Genomic DNA, 19,909 nt, shown 5'->3' with positions numbered 1-19,909 from the left:
GAGTTAAGTAAAATGGTTTGGTGTGCTCAACATATCCGGACAGTCAATCCTAGTTTACTCAGTTATACCAATTTGCTTATATACGGGGGCTATTTAACAACGTTATAGAGTGATTTAACTTGTTTTAATTGTTCAAATATTTATGCAGGTTGATATTAAAATGAGAAGCAGATGATATTGCATGACTATGAATCTACTTATTTTTCGTTAGATTATTCCCTCAATTTAATATATAGCCATAAAGGCTGTATCTTTTTATTTAATATAATACAAAACAATTAAATTTGACTGTACTAATACGGCAGTTGCTTTACAGTTTAAGATCTTGGCGACTCAAATTAGAAGGTTACAACAGACTCATGCGGTTATCTCTAACTCAATCAGCAGCAAGTATTTTATATTTAGGCTTTATTCAGTTTTTTGTTGTTGTAGTAATTTTGGGTGGGTTGGAGAGTATTTTACTTGAAGCACCTCTGATGCCTATCATTTCTATTAGTACCGCTTTAATATCGCTAGTTTTAGGCTCAATCTTAACTTTATTATTTAATTTTAAATTTACAAAAAAAGTTAAATATGTGACTCCTGTATTAGGCATTCTAGGGTGTGCTTTTTTCTTAAATTTTCAATTGAGCTTATGGGGAGTCGTTGACGAAAAGTTTTTTTTAATTAGTGATAATCCATTTATTACTGCTTTAAATGCCGTTATGGTTTTTTCTTTTTTCTCAGCGCTCATTATTAAAATTTTATGTTCTGCAACGATAACTAAAGGGGCTAAGTTTACCAAAGCAGTCATGTTTTTAGTTATCTTTACGGGTGTGTCTTTATGGTACGCTAGTGCAGTAAAAACAGTGAGTAGTGAAGAAGAAAAAGCACGAGAAAAAATAAGCTTAGTGGGGACAATGCTTAATAAAAACCTTGATGAGCATAAAAAGTCATTATCTCGGATTAAGTCGAGATTAGAAAAAGTGAGTCATGATAATTTTTTAAAGCTTGCCGCTGTTGATATGAAAAATTATGCGAGGGATTATAAAATCATCAAAGGGATGCTTATTCTTGATGAAAATCTTACGTTAGTTGAAGGTGACATATTTTCTAAGCAATTTATTTCCAGTGGATTTCTATCAAGTGATTCTGTAGTGAACTGGTTAAATACAACTACGGATGAAGTTAGATTTGCAGCTAATTCATTAACGTTGAAAACGAGTACGCCGACTATTATGTTTTCGATACCTATAAATTCAGTTACTGGCAGTAAGTATCAAGTTTTAGCTTTACTAGACATGAATTTATTAATTGAGAACAGATACATAGATTATCTAAATACGTTTGATGTATTTATTGAATTGACGCCTCAAGTTTACTTTTCTGTTAATGCTAAAAAGCAAAATGTATACGATTTAAATATACTATTGAGTTTATACAGTGACTATATTGTAGAAAAAGTCGATGTAATGGGCATTTTAAAGCACAATGTATATAGTTTTATTAATAACTACTCTGCATTAAAAGAAAGGGCAAAAGTCGAACAAATTATAATTTGGCTTACTTTCATCTTTATCTATATTTTTATACTCGCTTCAGACTCTTCATACCTACTAAAACAACAATCAAAAAAGCTGTTTAAAATGGCTAAATATGATGAGTTAACAGGGCTAATTCGCCGAGATGCGCTAGATGATGAAATAAACGCTAAACAGTCTAAGCAGGCCAAAGCGTTAAACTCACCGTGTGCAATGGTTTTTATAAACCTAGATGGCTTTAGTTCTATAAATAATAGTTTAGGGCATGCCATAGGCGATAAAGTTCTCAAGCTAGTTGCAAGAAGACTTAAAAATAACGCGCTGACAGCCGACTCAATAGCACGCTTTGGTAATGATGAGTTTATTCTTTATTACAGTAATATAAGTAAAGATAAACTAAGAGAAGAAATATCAGTATTAATAAGCTCTTTAGCAAACGTTTATTATTTAGAGGACGTTGATATTTATCTTACAGCCAGCGCTGGTATATCGATGTCTAAAGAAAGAGTAGGAAATTCAAAAGTACTATTACAGCATGCAGATATTGCTATGGACAGTGCGAAAACCCTTGGAGGGAATCAGCTTTGTTTTTATCATAAGCTAATGGATGATAAGCATAAAGAAATAGTCCACATTAGAGGAGAGCTTCAAAAAGCGCTTAAAGATGGTGACTTAGAAGTGTATTACCAACCAATCCATAGTTTATCTGATAACAAAGTGATTAGTGTTGAGAGTTTGGTGCGATGGAAAAGTAATGGTGCGTATATTTCCCCGGCTATTTTTATACCTATAGCAGAGCAAACGGGGCAAATATTAGAAGTTGGCAAACAAGTACTAGCACAGGTACTTAAAGATATGAGTAATACTGCGCAGTTAAAAAATATTACTGTGGCTGTTAATTTTTCACCCCAGCAATTACAGCTGCAAGGGTTTGTTGCAAATATTTGCCAATTAGTCTCTGATAAATGTATAGAGCCACATCGGCTCACCGTTGAAGTGACTGAAACAGTCATGTCAGAAAAAGGGGTTATCGAAGGCGTTCTTAGAAAGCTGATGGCTAAGGGCTTTAACGTTGCGATTGATGACTTTGGCGCTGGATATTCTAGCCTTTCTTACTTGTCGAGGCAGCCTGCTAATATTATAAAAATAGATCGGGAGTTCACGATTGGTGCTGAGCATGAGGGCCAAGAACGCGCTTTATTAGAAGGTATCATCAAGATTTGTACAGAGCTTAAAAAAATAGTGGTCATTGAAGGTGTTGAAAATGCTGAGCTGATCGCCTATTTATCTCAATTCAGCAGTATAAGGGTTCAAGGCTATTATTTTTCCAAACCAATACCTTTAAATAATCTTATTGATTATATTAATAGCCTAAATAAAACAAGTCATCATAAGTAAAACGAGAACAATCAATTATTACCTTACAACATGGATTAACTCGCCAGCTATGGAGTAATAACATAGCCACGAGCGTCTATTTTTTTACGGGGATATCATTTAATAGCTTTATGATAGCGCTGTTATTACCGAGTTTAGCTAAGTCTAACAGGTAGCTTTTTTCTAGCTCTTGCATTGACTGATCTGCTAATAATTCTTTTACCGATTGTTCTTCCCCATTTGCTATTGAAGTTTCTAAGGCTGCAAAGTTTGCAATTGAGTGTTTAATTTCATTAGTCATAATAAGTCCCGTTTGCTGTGTTTTGTTAAAGCTTCGTTTTAAAAAATATTTATATAAAACAATTGTATATTATAAGCTCGCTTTGTTAGTGAGCTATTTTATTACCTAAAAATAGCTCACTTAATTAAGCGAATTGGTATTACAGTATCACCGTACATACTGCAATTTAACTTATTGAATAACAAATAAGTCCATAAAGCTGTTTACTGGCGTATTTTCAAGCTTGGCTTGATCTTTACAAAGGGTAAATATGGTTTGGCATTGTTGGGTTGCAAGGCGTGTTGCTAAATTAGATTTGAATTTAAGCTCTAATAATGGAATGCCTTCCTCACGACGACGGCGATGACCCAAAGGGTACTGCACAACCACTTCTTCTGTTTTACTACCATCGTTAAAGAAAACTTGAATTGCATTGGCAATAGAGCGTTTGTCCGCCTCTAAATATTCAGCTGTAAAGCGTTTATCTTCTAACACCTCCATTTTGTCGCGTAGTTTATCGATGATAGGGTGCGTGTTGTGAAAGTCGTCCTCATAATGATCGCTAGTTAAGTTCCCAAATGCCAAGGGAACGGCAATCATATATTGTAAGCAATGGTCGCGGTCAGCTGCGTTGGCAAGCGGTCCTGTTTTAGAAATAATGCGTATGGCTGACTCGTGGGTGCGGATCACTATTTTCTCAATATCGTCTAAACGCGACTTTACTTGAGGGTGCAAAATAACGGAGGCTTCTGCTGCTGTTTGCGCATGAAACTCTGCTGGAAAAGAAATTTTAAACAAAATGTTTTCCATTACATATGAACCGTAACCTTGGGAGAACGAAAACGTGCGCTCCGCTTCAGGCTTTAGTGCTTGGTCTTTATTAGTTTTGGAGAAAGAGACATCATAAAACCCCCATTGCGCAGCTGTTAATGCACTGGGTATACCCATTTCACCGCGCATTGCCATATCAGCTAAATAAACTGCTCTGGAAGTTGCATCGCCCGCAGCCCAAGATTTACGAGACCCAGTGTTTGGCGCATGACGATAAGTACGCAGTGCAGAACCATCAACCCATGCTTGAGATATGGCTGCCATTATTTGCTCTCTGCTGCCACCCATCATTTTTGTGACAACAGCCGTTGAGGCTACACGCACCAATAATACATGGCATAAGCCAACACGATTAAAAGAATTTTCTAATGCGATAACGCCTTGAATTTCATGCGCCATAATCATGGCTTCAAGTACGTCTCGCATAGTCAGGGGAGGCTGTGAATTTGCGATTCTGACTTGAGACAAGTGATCGGCTACAGCTAAAATAGCACCTAAGTTATCAGAAGGGTGCCCCCATTCAGCAGCTAACCACGTATCGTTGTAATCGAGCCAGCGGATGGTACAACCAATGTCCCACGCTGCTTTAACAGGGTCGAGTATGAGCGAGGTCCCTGGTACTCGTGCACCATTAGGAACAACGGTCCCTTTGACAATTGGACCAAGAAGTTTGGTACATTGTGTAAACTTTAAAGCGAGCAGCCCACAGCCTAAGGTATCCATTAAACAATTACGTGCAGTGTTTAGTGCTTCTGCGCTTGATACTTCAAACGTTAATACATAATCAGCGATATCCTGGATAACACTGTCGTAATCTGGGCGAGTGTTATTATCTGTATTACTACTCATTTTGTATCCTTAATTCGTTTGTTTATATTTTACTTGGTTTCAATTTATTAGAAGTTACTGAGTAAACGCTTAGGTGAACTTCATGCTTTTGATTATCGTTTTCAAGTGGAATATAAGTTGATTCAAGCGCTATACCGTCAAGTATTAGCTTACTTTTATTATGTTTTTCATCCCCTATAATTTGCTTAATTGTAATATGGTAATAGGTGTTCTCGAAGCGATAGTCGATTGAGTAGGTGCTCCAATTCTCTGGAATACACGGTGAAATGGTTAGCTTATTTCCTGTTCGTGTTACACCTAATAAAGATTCTATTATTAGTCGGTATAACCAACCCGCTGATCCGGTATACCAAGTCCAACCGCCTCGTCCAATATGCGGAGCAACGGCATAAACATCGGCGGCTACGACATAAGGTTCGCCTTTATAGGTTTCAACTTGTTCGGTGTTTTTAGCATGATTTAATGGATTGATTATATTCATCAATTCCCACGCTCTTTTTTTGTCGCCTTGTTGAGCAAATGCCATGCTTGCCCAAATAGCGGCATGCGTATACTGCCCGCCATTTTCGCGCACGCCCGGGACGTAACCTTTTATATAACCAGGGTTCATTTTTGATTTATCAAAAGGCGGATTGAGTAATTGGATTAATTTATCATCGCTATTGACCAAATGCTGATACAAAGACGACATTGCTTGCGTAGAGCGCTCATTATTAGCTGCACCAGAGAGCACTGACCAACTTTGCGCTATTGAGTCAATAGTGCACTCTGGGCTTTGTGATGAGCCCAGCGCGGTTCCGTCGTCAAACCATGCGCGACGATACCAAGCGCCGTCCCATGCGTGTTTAGCTAGGTTATCTTGTAGTTTTTGTGCTTCATCGTCACAACGAGTAGCAAACTCTATATCGCCATGTAATGCAGCAATAGGTGAAAATTCTTGTAGTATTTTATATAAAAAGAACCCCAGCCAAACGCTTTCGCCTTTGCCGTGTATTCCAACAAGGCTCATACCGTCATTCCAATCTCCAGAGCCCATTAACGGTAAACCTTTTTCTCCAAAGTGTAAACCATGCTCAATTGCCAAGACGCAATGCTGATAAAGGCTCGACCTTGCTGCACTCACAGAAGGTAAGTCGTAATAGGATTCTTCGTCGTCTTTAAGGGGGCGACCTTCAATAAAGGGCATTAGCTCATCTAAAATAGTTATGTCATCAGTGCCTTTAATGTAACGACACGTAGCTAATGGTAGCCATAAATAATCGTCTGAACAGCGTGTTCTTACACCGCGCCCTGATGGTGGGTGCCACCAATGTTGCACATCACCTTCGCTATACTGACGTGTGGCGCAGTACAGTATGTGATCCCTTAATAATGCAGGCGAAGCATGTATTAATGCCATGGCATCTTGTAACTGATCGCGAAAGCCAAACGCGCCACCACTTTGATAAAACCCACTGCGAGCCCAAAAGCGACATGCTAAAGTTTGGTACACAAGCCAGCCATTTGCTAATACATTCAATGCAGGGTCGGGGGTATTAACCTGCACACTGCCCAGTGTTTGCTGCCAAAAATCAGTGACTTTTTCGAGTGCAATGCGTGCTGTACCGGGTTTTCTGAGTTTTAAAGCAAGGGTACTTGCTTGCTCTTTATTTTGCGCAGCACCGAGCCTAAAAATAATTGTGCGCTCTTGTTCACTTTGCAGTTCAAAAGGGACTTGAATTGCACCGCACGGATCGAGTGCCGCTCCTAAGTTGCCAGATAAATGAGTACGAGTCATTGCCTGGGGGTCGTGTAATGTTTTATTGCGACCAATAAACTCGCTACGGTCTCCTGTTAGTGTTCGTGACATATCATCAACGTCAAAAAAAGCAACTCTGCCACCAAACTCTGAGTTATAGGCATTAGAGGCAACCAATGCACCGCTCTTAGCATCAATTTCTGTTACAAGGTGTAGCGCTGTTTTAGAACGAAGATCGCCAAGTACCCATTCAACATAACCTGTTGCACTTAGGCGCCTGGTAGTTAATGAGTTGTTTTTAATTTTTAATACCGAGTATTTTACGGCGTCGAGTGTATCTACATACACACAAAGAGAGGATTCGATGCCGGTTTCACTGTGCTCAAAGGTACTATAACCAAAGCCATGGCGGGTTATATAGGGATTAGCCCCACGTTTTGGCATCGCACAAGGTGACCAAAATTTACCTGTATCTTCATCACGTAAATAAAAGGCTTCGCCACCAGATGAGCCTGTAGTGTCTGCACTCCACGGCGTTAAACGAAACTCATGGGCGTTTTCGCTCCACGTATAAGCAAAACCATTTTCGTCAATAACGCTGCCAAAATGTGCGTTTGCTAGCACATTAACCCAAGGCAGAGGAGTTGGATTCGCTTCGGTGTTGGTAATAATATATTCGCGACCATCTTCACTAAACCCACCCAGTCCATTATTTAAAAGTAAGTTTTCTTGAGTATTGCCAAGCGCTTGATTGATTTTGGGATGTAATGCTTGAGTTGGGATTAGTCCCTTTACGTTTTTCTCTGCAAGCGTTCGACGGTTTACTTGCTCTGCCAATGTGCCACTTTGATCAATAATAATCCGCGAAACGGCTTGTAACAGTATGCGGTCTTCATTCGAAATTTGTTCTGCTGAGCGAACGAATATCCCGCCAGGGCGATCAATATAATGAGACTCAGTACCCGTTGCGATTAGCCCCATAATTTGGTCTTGCAAACCTTGTCGGTAACCAACTTGTTCTTCATTCCAAATGACTAAATCAGCGACAAGCCCTTTTAAGCGCCAATATGCATGGCATTGAATAAGTTGGCGGGCAATTTCAATATTATTACCGCTGGCTACTTTTAATAATATGATAGGTAAGTCGCCAGAAATTGAGTAGCCCCATAGTCCAGATTGTCCTCGACGATTTTGTATTAATACAGATGCGTTAGCCCGAAGAGTTGCATTGGCATACAAAATATACCCAGCCAACTGCCGGTAGAGTTGAGCATCTGCTTCATTGGCGTTAATTTGGCGTAAGGTCACATCGCTATGAGTCCATGCTAAATCAAGTGCTCGATCGGTAATGTGATGATCTTGATATTTAGCAATTAGCGCAAGGCAAGCCTGTCTACTTTGTGCCATACCCGTTATTACATCGAGTGTTACTACACTGCCAGCAAGTAAAGTCACAGGGGCGCGAATAGCAACAATGGGATCAAGCACAGACCCTTGTTTAGCGTCAAGTTCGCCCATTTCTAGCATTGCTTGTGGTGAAACCAAAGAGCGACCTCTACCAATAAATTGCATGCGATCAGTTGTACAAGACAGGGGTCCGACTTTTGTTGTACTGCTATTGACGCGTGTTGAAAGTAAATGAAACATCCAAGGTGTTTTTTCATCAGCAGAGCGTGCACGACGAGTACATAAAATGGCATTGCCACATGGAAGTATTTCAGTTTGTACAAACAAATTACTAAATGACGGTTGCATAAGGTCGGCTGCAGGGTTTGCCATTACAACTTCTGCATAAGTGGTTATATCAATTGTACGGGTATCGGGTGAGTGATTACTTAAGCGTATACGACGAAGTTCAATATCGTCCTCCGGAGAGACAACGATTTCAGTGTAAGTTTCTATATGTTGATCGCTTCGGCGAAACTCAGCGCGACCTTCAGAAAATGATGCGCTATACGACTGGGCTGGTTTTAGCGTTGGCTGGTGGGCTGCCGACCAAAAGTCGCCTGTGGCTGTATCTCTAATATAGACAAATGTTCCCCAATTGTCGCAAGTAGGATCCTCACGCCACCGTGTAACGGCTAAGTCGGTCCAGCGGCTGTAGCCACCTCCTGCATTTGTAAGCATTACATGGTAACGACCATTTGAAAGTAGCTGTACTTGGGGTGTTGGGGTAATGGCTGGAATAGGTGGATTAACCTTTATTTTTGCATGTTCAAATAAAGCCCCGCTCTCTGCGTATTGGTCTATATGAGGTTGGAATATAGATGTTTTAGGCACGCGCTCTTGTAGTAATAGCAAAGCTGATTGCAGTAAAGGGTCTGATTCAAAGCGTTTTTGCATAGGCTGGTCAAGTAAATGATATGCCAATGCAAGTAAGCTCATACCTTGATGGTGAGCCATAAAGGAGCGAATGACTGCGCTTTTTTGATCTCTGGATAAACGGGCAGGGGTGTAATCTATTGCCTCATACAATCCGTAATGTCCCTCAAGTCCACTATCAGCTAACAGTTGAAGATTTTCGCACGCGGCTTGTGGGTTAACCATTAATGCCAATGCAGACGCGTAGGGAGCGATGACGAGGTCTTCTGATAAGCCTCGTTTTAGCCCTAAACCCGGTACGCCAAAGGCATGATATTGAAAATTAAGAGAAGCATCTACCGTATTGTATGCCGACTCAGATATGCCCCACGGTACGTTTTGTCTTTTTCCATAATCAATTTGTCGGGTAACCGCTGCGCGGCAAGTCTGTTCGAGCAATGTACCGTCGTAGCTAGGCATAACTAACATGGGCATAAGGTACTCAAACATAGAGCCACTCCACGACACCAGCACAGGCTCGGCGCCAGCGCTGGTTAGTAGGCGACTTAGAGCGAACCAGGTTTGCTGTGGCAATTTACCTTGTGCTATAGCAATAAAACTGGCTAAACGTGCTTCAGATGCCAGTAAATCGTAAAAACTGGTGTCACGTCGATGCTCATCTACGTTATAACCAATAGCCAATAAATGGCGAGACTCATCATATAAAAATGCATATTCCATTTGTGCAAATTCAATCGCTCTGTTGGCTAATTTGTCACATTGCGAAATGCAATCTTTGGCAAGCTGTGTACTGGCTAAAGTATGAATACGTAATGAAGAAAGCCACTGAGTTTCGTCGGATGGTAATACCGATGATAAAAGCGCATCAATTGCGTTAATAGTGTCGGGGCAACGTTTAACTAATTGCTGCATTGTCAAAATATTAGAATCAAGAAATAGCAGTTTTAAGCTAACTGGCGGATTAGTTAGTTTGAGCCATGGCGAAAATAAATAGAGTTCGTTTAGGGTACGCTGGCATTGCCTTTGTAAGTCTTGAGTCCATACTTTATGCTCTTTCGACTCTGTATCTAAATCATTAGTAGCGTCTTGCTTTATATTCTCTAACAATATTCGCGCATTATTATTGAGTGTAATTAAGTGCTGTTCAACGTCATATAGATTTGTAGGCGCAGTGATACGAACAGCGTTAAGTATTGAGTTCATGGCATTAATAGCGGTATCGATAATATTGTTTTTATTTTGCTCTGAGTCTAATTGCAATGTTTTAAACAAGTTTGCCACAATAGCCAAAGTGATACTTATGCCTTCAAACATTTGTGGGTGAACAATAGGTTTAGAAGGGAGTTCTTTTAATGCTATTTGTAAAGTTAAAAGATGACCGGCTAAGTTACCGCTATCTACTGATGAAATATAGCGCGGTGGCAAAGGTTGCAATGTTTGTGTGTCGTACCAGTTATAAAAATGCCCTTCGTGGCGCTCGAGTTTATCGAGGGTATTAAAGCAATCTTGCGTACGTTGAATTAAATCACTTTGTACAATAAAACCAAAATCATAGGCGCTAACGTTAGCCAGTAAAGACAGACCAATATTAGTAGGCGATGTACGGTGCGCAATAACAGGACCGGCTTCCTCTTGATAGTTATCGGGAATTAACCAATGATCGTCTGCAGTGTTAAAGTGGTCGAAAAAAGCCCATGTTTTACGGGCAATAGTTTGTAAAAATAATTGTTGCTTGTCGCTCAGTGGCGCTAAATTATCGAGTTTAGGCTCACTAAACCACCATGTTATAGCCGGTGATAAAAGCCATAATAAAAGTAGAGGAAATACAGCTAATATATTTGTAAAAGTTAAGTGTAAAGGGGCAAAGTAAAGTAGCGAAGCGATTAAAGTAATCGCAATAAATGGCGCAGTCCACATAGTGTAATAACTATTTATTAAGGCATTTACTACATGATTAGATTTATGATCTGTGACATGCCACTCTAATAAACGACGTTGAGTAAACAGCATTCGACCCGCACTACGTAATATTGCGGTTAAGTTAAACACAGCCTCAAAAGGTAAACATGCTAAACGAAAACCGATTTGAATAAGTTGACGAACAAAGCACTGTAAAACATCATGCAAATGATGGGACATCAGCATTTCTGAGGGTTTGCGCATCGACGAAATTAGCGCGCTCAGCAATGGCGGTAATAAATAAATAGCACTTATGGCAAGGGTCCATTTCAATGGATTAGCTGCTGTAAACCAACCTACCGTAAGTAATAAAAAGATTGCGAGTGGTTCGACACTTCGACGTAAATTATCAAGAATTTTCCAACGTGATAAAGGTGACAAAGGATTTTGACATTTATCGCTTCGAGTGTTTAAAACACGAGGAAGTAACCAGCGCACAATTTGCCAATCTCCTCTGATCCAGCGCTCACGCCGACACATATCAGTGTTGTAACGTGTAGGGTATTCTTCGTACAAGTGCACATCACTAATCAACCCCGAGCGAGCATAGCAACCTTCGAGTAAATCATGGCTGAGTATTTGGTTTTGTGGTAAACGGTTACCAAGTGTTTGTTCAAATGCATCTATATCGTATATACCTTTACCGATAAATGAGCCTTGTGAAAAGAGGTCTTGGTATACATCGGATATTGAACGCGTATATGGGTCGATACCCGGTTCTTCACCAAATAATTGCGAGTAACGAGAAGGGTTATGTCCCGATAGACTTGCTGCCATACGTGGTTGTAAAATGCCGTAGCCGCCTAAAATACATTGTCTTTTTTCATCAAATCTTGGTTGATTTAAAGGGTGCGCCATGGTCGCAACTAACTGACGGGCACAATCTCGTGGAAGTTGTGTATCGGTATCTAAAGTAATGACATATTTAACTTTTTGTATAGCGTTAATATCACCGACGATAAGTTCAAATGCATGTTCTATTGGGTTTCGAAGTAGTGCGTTTAGATCTGATAATTTTCCGCGTTTACGTTCAAACCCCATCCAAATTTGCTCTTTTGGATTCCAGGTTCGTGGGCGATGCAGTAAAAAAAAGCGACTTTCTTGCTGTAAAAGAGAAGGCTCTGCATATTTGGCATTAAGGTTTTCTATACCAAGGCGTACTTGCGATAACAATGCTTCATCTGTGGGGAGTGTTTGTTGCTCTGCATCAGTAAAGTCGGTCAGTAGAGCAAAGTGTATATGTTGATCGCGATTACCTAAAAATCTAACTTCGAGTACTTCTAATAGCTGCTCAATACTTATAGAGCTGGTAAGCATTGTGGGGATTACTACGAATGTTTTATTTTGCGCTGGTAACCCTTTTGAATAGTCCATTCTTGGTAATCGTTGTGGATCGACTAGCAAGGTAACTATCCAGTTTACAAGTGCTGAGGCTAATTGACTTGCTCCGAATAAAGTTAAAATTATTAAAAGAATAAACTGCCAGTGAGGTAAGTTATTAGGAACGCCCATAGCCATAAAAGAGGCACTAATTAGGGCTGTTAAGGATATAATTGCCCCTAAATAAAGTACTAATGTTATACGCTTGGCTTGCGAAAATAACGTTTTCAAAATAGGCGTTTTTACTGTTATGCGCTGCTTTAATTGCGTAATACCTTTATCAATTAAATAGTAGCCTACATGGTTAGGCGCAAGCGTTGTGTTTGATACTGTTTGGGCTTGATCAGCCTGCTGGGCTAATTTTATTGCTTTTTTAGCTATATCGACTTCTGAAAATGAGCTTTGCTTAGCGAGTTGATCTATGATTTTTCTGTAACTATCTCGCGTGATAAAGTCCATATAACCATACACACCCTCTATATCTTGGCGCAAAATGTGTTCTACAGCGCTATGATCTTCTACAAAATCCGCCCAGTTCATCGCGGTCAACCAGCGTAAGCTACTAATGTTATTGCTAATTGAGACTTGATCAGCGGCTTGTTGCTGATTCTCTTTTTGTACTAGTTGCTCTATGGTTAAACTCGAATCAGCTAGTTGTTGTTCAATCCAAGTAAGGGGAAGTGCTAATGCCGAACCATGCCCTTGTAATAAACGAGTTAGCTCTGCTACAAAAGCGCTTTCCATAGGAGGCTTTGAGCGTGCCATGTCGGCAATAACTAAAATTAAACTATTAGGGTCTTGCTCAGCAATTTCTAACATTTGATTAGCCCACTGTTGGGCTAGATTTAGGTGCTGGCGTGCGATTATGATACGTGTACTTACGCGTTGTAGGTTTTCAATTAAGGCTAACCTTAGCATAATTGGAATGGCCCAGAGTTCACCAAGGTTAAGCGTTGTTACTGTTTGATACGCGGCTAAAAATTGCGCTAGAATTTCGCTATCTACACGCCCGTCGCCATGGGAAATTACATTTAACGCAATATCATAAACTCGGGGCATACCTAAAGAGGCATCTTGCTCTAAACGTGGCAGTTCCTGACTATAGTGCTTAGGTAAATGAAGCCGAGCGGTACGAATTTGCTCTTCAATAAGATAAAAATTATCGAGTAACCACTCACCAGAGGGCACTATAGGCTGCTTTGCTTTAACGGCAATGGTTAATAAACTATTGGCTTTAATCAGTACTTTTTCGTTTTCGTCTAGGCGCTCAAGTAGCTGATCTTGAGTGTTTTTAGCATCTAAAATATGACTTTTTGCTAGTAATTTTGCATGTTTTTCCATTTGTTCAGCACTTAAGAGCTCTGATCGAATGTGGATTTGTTCTTTTGGGGGAGCTGATTTAAGCCAAGGGAAAAATGGCGAAAGGATGTTGATAAGCTTATTTTTATTCATCGTGGTAAATACTTGAGACTAAACGTCGTAGTGAAGATATTGACGGTTAAATTTATCACTGGATTTAAAAAAAGATGTTTTAAATTATTTTGGTTATTAGAGGTGAGCAAGTAATCATTAAAAATATTCATAAAGTTTATCTTATTGTTGAATACATACATCAACATATAACAAGCTTCGTTAAGGGTCGGTTCGTCAACACACATAGTCTAATAGTAGAGTTCTATTTTGTGTTTTATAACAGTGAGTTGTCGCCATGTTATGGTGTGGATTATCTCTAAATTTCATCAACCATTATGCATATATATCAACTAAAGGCAGATAAATTTAGACTATGTGTGTTAGCGTACATATTCGCCTTGTTGTATTGAGTATTTTATTATTTCAGTGAAGTACAGCTGGGAGTGTCGGCTTATATTTAAAGTGAATAAACGTATATAAAATAATTAAAGGCACCTTAAAATTCTTTAATAAAAATAGAACAATTTTTATTATCAAAAAGCAACGACCTTTCATTTCTAGCGCCTAATAACTGTATAAACAAATCCGAGTTTATTATTAAAATATCCTGACTTACATACTTTCAAAGCCATTACTTTTAGGTTTTATTAGTTATAAGTTGGGCATATAAAAAGGAAATTCACATTAGATGGGTCAATTGAAGAACAAACTGCTTAATGCTTTATCTACTGACGCACAACACCGCATGTTTCCGCTTTTAAAGCGAGTCAATTTATCCCTTGGAGAAGTTATTTATGAAACAAGTGAAAAGCTCGATTACGTTTATTTTCCAATAGATAGTATTGTTTCATTATTGTATGTGATGATTGATGGCTCATCTGCTGAAATATCAGTTATCGGTAATGAAGGGGTGGTAGGTATAGCTGTATTTATGGGGGGAGAAAGCACTCCTAACCGGGCTATTGTGCAAAGTGCTGGTACTGCTTATCGCTTACCCGCTTGTGAATTACGCAGGCAATTTAATAGCGAGCCTGATATGCGTATGCTCATGTTACGTTACACGCAATCATTAATTACCCAAACAGCGCAAACCGCAGTTTGTAATCGTCATCATAGTATAGTGCAACAACTAAGCCGCTGGCTTTTACTATCGATTGACCGTTTACCGAGTAACAATTTAATAATGACTCAAGAGCTAATAGCAAATATGTTAGGCGTAAGACGTGAGGGAGTAACTGAGGCCGCTGGTAAACTACAAAAGCTGGGTATTATCACTTATAAACGTGGTCATATTAGTGTGATAGACCGACCTCAATTAGAATCTCAGTCATGCGAGTGCTATGAGGTTGTAAAAAGAGAAACAGACAGGTTGGAGTCTTATATGGAAAAAAAACCTAACGTTAGAAAACTATCTATTATCAGTTAATATATTTTGGAATCAAATAAATGTTTAAGAGCGTCAAAAGAACAGCCTAGCAAGTTGTTCATTGAGCCTGGGCTCTAAAATAAATTTATAAACCGAATATAAATATATTCGGTTTAAAATTTGTGTATGTTCTGCTGTTACTGGGCTTTTTACATTTAACCTACTTTGGTAGTTGTCCGTCTACTTCCTTTTCAGCCTCAAGCCAATCATTTAAGTGATTGTCACCGGTAAAGTCACGATCACTGGCTAATGAGTAAGCTTTAGCTTCAATCATGTCATGTCGGCTGAGACCTTCTTTATTCAAATTAGATTTAGTTTTTGATACTGAATTACTTGAGATGTTATTACTCATGTGATTATTCCTAAAATATTACTCGATAAAATAAAAAACTTAATACCAAATTAAAACATTGAGTGTAGTTACATTATTCTCAATCTTAAGTGGAATGTAAGCTCGATTTATCATAGTAATACCAATGTGCAATAATACTTGATCAATTTGAGGGCTTAAACCTGACGCTAACTGTGTTAAAAATTTCTGCCTTGTTATCGACACGATTTTCTTACCTCAAAATAGCTCACTTAATTAAGCAGATTGGTATAAAAGCAGTACTACGTATAGCTTAAAAGACTATTCTACAATTTGTATGACCGCTTTATCCTAATGCCTTTGTAATTTTGAGTCTGTGCCACAGCGAACATAAATTACCCATTATCTGTATTTATAGTAATTTTGAGAAGGTGATAAGTGGTAAACATATTTACTTTTATAATATGCTGTTTGGCGCGATACCGTACAGAGTCAATATTAATAAACTCATATAATAAAATATAAAGTACTTAAATTATTTTAAGGACAGCGCGTGCAAACAGTTCCCGATATCGTATTTTTACTGGATGTTGATAATACATTGCTCGATAGCGATACTATTTTAAGCCATTTGAAAGATTTTTTAGAAGGTGAATTTGGTTGTGAAAATAGTGACCATTACTGGTCTATTTTTGAAAAACTTCGTAAAGAACTCGGTTATGCCGACTATTTGGGCGCACTACAGTGTTATCGAATGGAACATTCTGATGATCCGAGACTGCATCTGATTTCTTCTTTTTTAATTAATTATCCATATAAAGAAAGGCTTTATCCTAACGCACTTGCTGTGATTGAACATTTACAACAATTTGGCCCCACCGTTATTTTGTCTGATGGCGATATTGTATTACAACCACTTAAAATTTTACGCTCCGGTTTATGGGATGCAGTGGAGGGAAGGGTGTTGATATATGTTCACAAAGAGCAAATGCTTGCAGCAATAAAAGAGCAGTACCCCGCTAAACATTATGTAATGGTAGATGATAAGTTACGTATTTTAGCTGCTATGAAAGCGCAGTGGAAAAATGATTTAACAACTATATTTCCACGTCAAGGACATTATGCCCACGATATTAAGCAGCTACTTACCTATCGAAAGGCGGATACGAGTATTGATAGTATAAGTGATTTACTCAACTACGGTTTTTCTTATAAAGTGGATATAATTGAATACAATTTAAACTCTAATCAAAAATTGTTTTATATTGATGTGTATTGATGCGTATTGCTCTTATTTTATTCGAATTTTACCTGAGTTTTACAAGTAACATTTGGAGGAAATATTTTTAAGTATAAAAGCAAATATCGTCCTTGAATATTTGCTTGGTAAGAGTGTTATAAAAGGCAGATTAAGACACGCTTGTTTTGGGATTTGTGCCTGTTTTAACTTTGTTTATCTTACTGTTTTAGCAATTTTTTCCCAGTATGCAGCAAGTTCATAGTGATGAAAAACAGCTGCTTCAAAGTCCTGAGTTATCTCTTTATTTGGCTCATATACCGGCGCATCTTTTATCGCTTTACGAACTAAATCAGTTGAAATTGAGTTGTCGAGCCATTGTACTTCGTAAATCCATGCTGACGGGATAAGTGCTTGATGTCCTCCCCACCAATTGCTCGTCTCAACAATTAGGTAACGAACCGCCCATGTATTTTCTTCAACTAAAAATCCTGATACATGGCCAATGTCTCCGTCTTTAGCGTGTATGTTATAGCCAATAATAGCTTTGCAACTACGAAGATTAGGATCCCCTTTTTGATCATGCTGACTTTTTATACTTTTATGAATTAGATTTGCGCTGCGGGCACCTTCGACACTATGTTCAAAAATGTCATTGCCAGGATATAAGGAGTAGGGATATATCCCGCTTCCCCAAAAATTAGTACCGATCCAGTAATACGGGTATCCATAGTAGTTTAGGTAATCCATTTCATGTTGTCGTGAAACGGGTTTATTAGTATCAATACCAGGACTATTTTTAACTTGGTCTTTACTGATTAAAACAGGGAAAATCTTTTCATCCCAATTTGGGTTTTGCACCGCAATAGGGGAAATTAAAACTTTGCGACTCGATAGCCACGTGCCTGTTTCTACAACAAAATAACGTATCACCCATGCTAGGTCATCAAACAAAAAATCTTTTTCTTTGCCTACAATACCGTCACTAGCAGCGATTGCACAACCTTCTAAGTCTTTCATACTACGTAACATAATAACGATCCTTTTTAGTGGGTTATTTGCATTTGTAATGCATTATTTTTGCAGTTTTTAACGCGCTTTTGCTTATCAAGTGCTTTCTTCTTATTTAGGGCACGTTTATCTTTTGAGGTTAAACATGCGCAGCCCTTTGGGTTAATTCTAGAGCGTGAGCTGGATGCGGAAGCTTTGCTCGGTTTTTACCGAGCCCGCTAGGTTGCCAACCTTGCGCCGCGATTAAATAGCCCCTAGATAGAACAAATTTCTATCTTAAAAGGTCAACAGACCCTAATGCTTATCTATAAAAAACCATGCTTTTATAAGCTGTAAAGTACAAACGATAAGTAGATTAATATTTCCAGTTTCGGCTTTTGAAAAACAAAGGTCTGTGCGCTGACGAACAAGCAATGTTATTTTTCATTGATTTTTAGGTAACGCTATAACAAGAATAATTAGAACGTGCGAAGTGTATTTTTAAAACTGACATTATATTTGAGTGTTAGCGCACGGACTCTATGCTTATTTTTGAGTAGCGTGGCTTTGTGACTGACTTTTATTCGCGCTGTAAGTGTTGATAATACTCACTTTATTCAGCTAACTTTAAATAAAGTAATCGAGCATATAATGTTAATACATAATAAAAAGAGAAAGTTGGGTACTCCAGCATTGGGGCTATATAATGTGCGCAAGTCGAGAAAACATAAATATAACACTATTTCTGGGCCGTCACCCAAAGTTGAATACGTTGCTGGTGTTTTAGCGCCAACAAGATCAAACAATGCTGTTATACGTTATATAGATTATTCAGCTAGCCGTATAGAAGCCAAAGAGGTTAGTGATATTGATGAGTTTTTAAAAACTCCTCAACCCGAGTGGGCAACAGTGAGGTGGATCCACGTGAGTAATACAGACTCTTATATTGTTGGTTTACTTCAACATCATTTCGCATTTCATACGCTCACCGCAGAAGATATTTTACATGTACCTCAGCGACCTCGTATCGAATTTTTTGACGATCATTTATTTGTTGTATTAAGCATGTTGAAGCTAGAGACGCATGAGCCCAATAATACAATCCTTGATATTGAGCAAGTTAGCTTACTTTTATATGACAATGTTTTACTGAGTTTTCAAGAAAAACCAGGAGACGTGTGGCAATCCGTTCGCGGTCGTTTGCATACAGAAAATCGTCGTATTCGCAAAAATGGTACTGGTTATTTACTTTATGCATTACTTGATGAACTGGTCGATAAATGTTTTCCGGTACTTGAACAATATGGCGATATCCTTGAGGAACTTGAAGTAACAACACTTGAAAATCCAACTCCCCACGTACTGCATCATATCCATAGTATTAAACGAGAATTGGCATTATTAAGAAGAATTGTTTGGCCTATGCGAGAGGTTATCGATCATTTGTATCGCGAGGAAGGAGGCAGAATAGATGACTCTACGCGCCCTTACCTTAGAGATGTGTATGAGCATAATATTCAAATTGTTGAAATTATTGAGTCATACCGTGAAATGGTAAGCGGTTTAAGTGAGCTATACATGTCAGCTATTTCAAATCGTATGAATGAAATTATGAAAGTGCTTACTATTATATCTTCTGTTTTTATACCGTTAACATTTATAGCTGGAATTTATGGAATGAACTTTAAATACATGCCAGAGCTAAACTGGACTTGGGCATATCCCGTTTTGTGGTGTGTTTTTATTTTGATAACGGCAGCAATGATATTTATTTTTTGGCGTAAAGGTTGGCTTAATAGAAATTAACTTTAATAGAAACAAAATTTAATAGAAACAGCAAGTAAATGCTCAATAAAACAACTACTTATGATTAACAATAATAAATGCGTACGCTAGCGAACAGAACCAATAATATCACTCACTTACACTCATTGTATTAATTGGGGTGTAAGTGTTTTGCGCTCCATATTTTAAGTGGAGATTAAAATGGGTCATGAATTTTGGAGTGAGTGGTACTCAGGTTGGGGTTGGTTTTTATGGTTTGGTATGTGGTTATTGCTCATATCGAGTTTAAGCCATTGGGGTTATAGCTACCGAACCCATAGACGCTATGGGTTAGAGTCTAATAAAACAGCAATTGATATTCTTAATGAAAGATACGCCAGCGGCGATATTGACAAAAAAGAATTCGAGCAAAAAAAACAGGACATAACTACCACTGCGTAGTTAGTGCGCTGGCTAATCCTCGCCATGCTCTTATATAGAGCATGGCTTAAG

10 protein-coding genes are annotated in these 19,909 nt (G+C 38.6%); 5 read left to right on the top strand and 5 right to left on the bottom strand.

All coding sequences use genetic code 11. The features are described from left to right. The first annotated feature begins 359 nt into the window (after positions 1-359). Positions 360-2,918: a putative bifunctional diguanylate cyclase/phosphodiesterase gene (locus I6E72_RS05150; RefSeq protein ID WP_197111297.1), complete on the top strand. Its 2,559-nt coding sequence runs from the start codon at positions 360-362 to the stop codon at positions 2,916-2,918. A 76-nt stretch (positions 2,919-2,994) separates the two neighbouring features. Here I6E72_RS05150 and I6E72_RS05145 read toward each other — a convergent pair whose 3' ends face one another. From I6E72_RS05145 to I6E72_RS05135, 3 genes are all read right to left on the bottom strand, one after another. Continuing rightward, positions 2,995-3,198: a hypothetical protein gene (locus I6E72_RS05145; RefSeq protein WP_024590352.1), complete on the bottom strand. Its 204-nt coding sequence runs from the start codon at positions 3,196-3,198 to the stop codon at positions 2,995-2,997. Positions 3,199-3,369: 171 nt separating this feature from the next. Next, positions 3,370-4,857, bottom strand: coding sequence for a bifunctional 2-methylcitrate dehydratase/aconitate hydratase (locus I6E72_RS05140; RefSeq protein WP_197111295.1), 1,488 nt, complete (start codon positions 4,855-4,857; stop codon positions 3,370-3,372). Positions 4,858-4,879: 22 nt separating this feature from the next. Further along, entirely contained in the window at positions 4,880-13,708 is an 8,829-nt protein-coding gene (locus I6E72_RS05135; RefSeq protein ID WP_197111286.1) for a GH36-type glycosyl hydrolase domain-containing protein, read from the bottom strand. A gap of 649 nt (positions 13,709-14,357) precedes the next feature. Here I6E72_RS05135 and I6E72_RS05130 point away from each other — a divergent pair. Continuing rightward, positions 14,358-15,095 carry a Crp/Fnr family transcriptional regulator gene (locus I6E72_RS05130; protein ID WP_024590349.1) on the top strand — a complete coding sequence of 246 codons (738 nt, stop codon included), beginning with the start codon at positions 14,358-14,360 and terminating at the stop codon, positions 15,093-15,095. Positions 15,096-15,255: 160 nt separating this feature from the next. Here the strand turns inward: I6E72_RS05130 and I6E72_RS05125 are convergent, their stop codons facing one another. Next, on the bottom strand, positions 15,256-15,447 hold the full coding sequence (locus I6E72_RS05125; protein WP_010552595.1) for a DUF2934 domain-containing protein: 192 nt from the start codon (positions 15,445-15,447) through the stop codon (positions 15,256-15,258). Positions 15,448-15,958: 511 nt separating this feature from the next. Between I6E72_RS05125 and I6E72_RS05120 the strand changes: the two genes are divergently transcribed. Beyond that, a complete protein-coding gene (locus I6E72_RS05120; protein WP_197111284.1) occupies positions 15,959-16,684 on the top strand; it encodes an HAD family hydrolase in 726 nt (241 codons plus the stop codon). A gap of 174 nt (positions 16,685-16,858) precedes the next feature. Here I6E72_RS05120 and I6E72_RS05115 read toward each other — a convergent pair whose 3' ends face one another. After that, the gene (locus I6E72_RS05115; RefSeq protein WP_197111282.1) at positions 16,859-17,674 is read right to left on the bottom strand and encodes a PRC-barrel domain-containing protein; all 816 of its coding nucleotides are present in this window, start codon (positions 17,672-17,674) and stop codon (positions 16,859-16,861) included. A 666-nt stretch (positions 17,675-18,340) separates the two neighbouring features. Here I6E72_RS05115 and corA point away from each other — a divergent pair. Next, positions 18,341-19,438 carry a magnesium/cobalt transporter CorA gene (gene corA, locus I6E72_RS05110; protein WP_225305725.1) on the top strand — a complete coding sequence of 366 codons (1,098 nt, stop codon included), beginning with the start codon at positions 18,341-18,343 and terminating at the stop codon, positions 19,436-19,438. A gap of 180 nt (positions 19,439-19,618) precedes the next feature. Next, entirely contained in the window at positions 19,619-19,858 is a 240-nt protein-coding gene (locus tag I6E72_RS05105) for an SHOCT domain-containing protein (RefSeq protein ID WP_008168384.1), read from the top strand. Positions 19,859-19,909 lie beyond the last annotated feature (51 nt).

Source organism: Pseudoalteromonas sp. NSLLW24 (assembly GCF_015864725.1).
GTDB classification, from domain to species: Bacteria; Pseudomonadota; Gammaproteobacteria; order Enterobacterales; family Alteromonadaceae; genus Pseudoalteromonas; species Pseudoalteromonas arctica.
The sequence above is the reverse complement of the archived record's forward strand: the minus strand, read 5'-3'. Positions and strand labels throughout refer to the sequence as shown.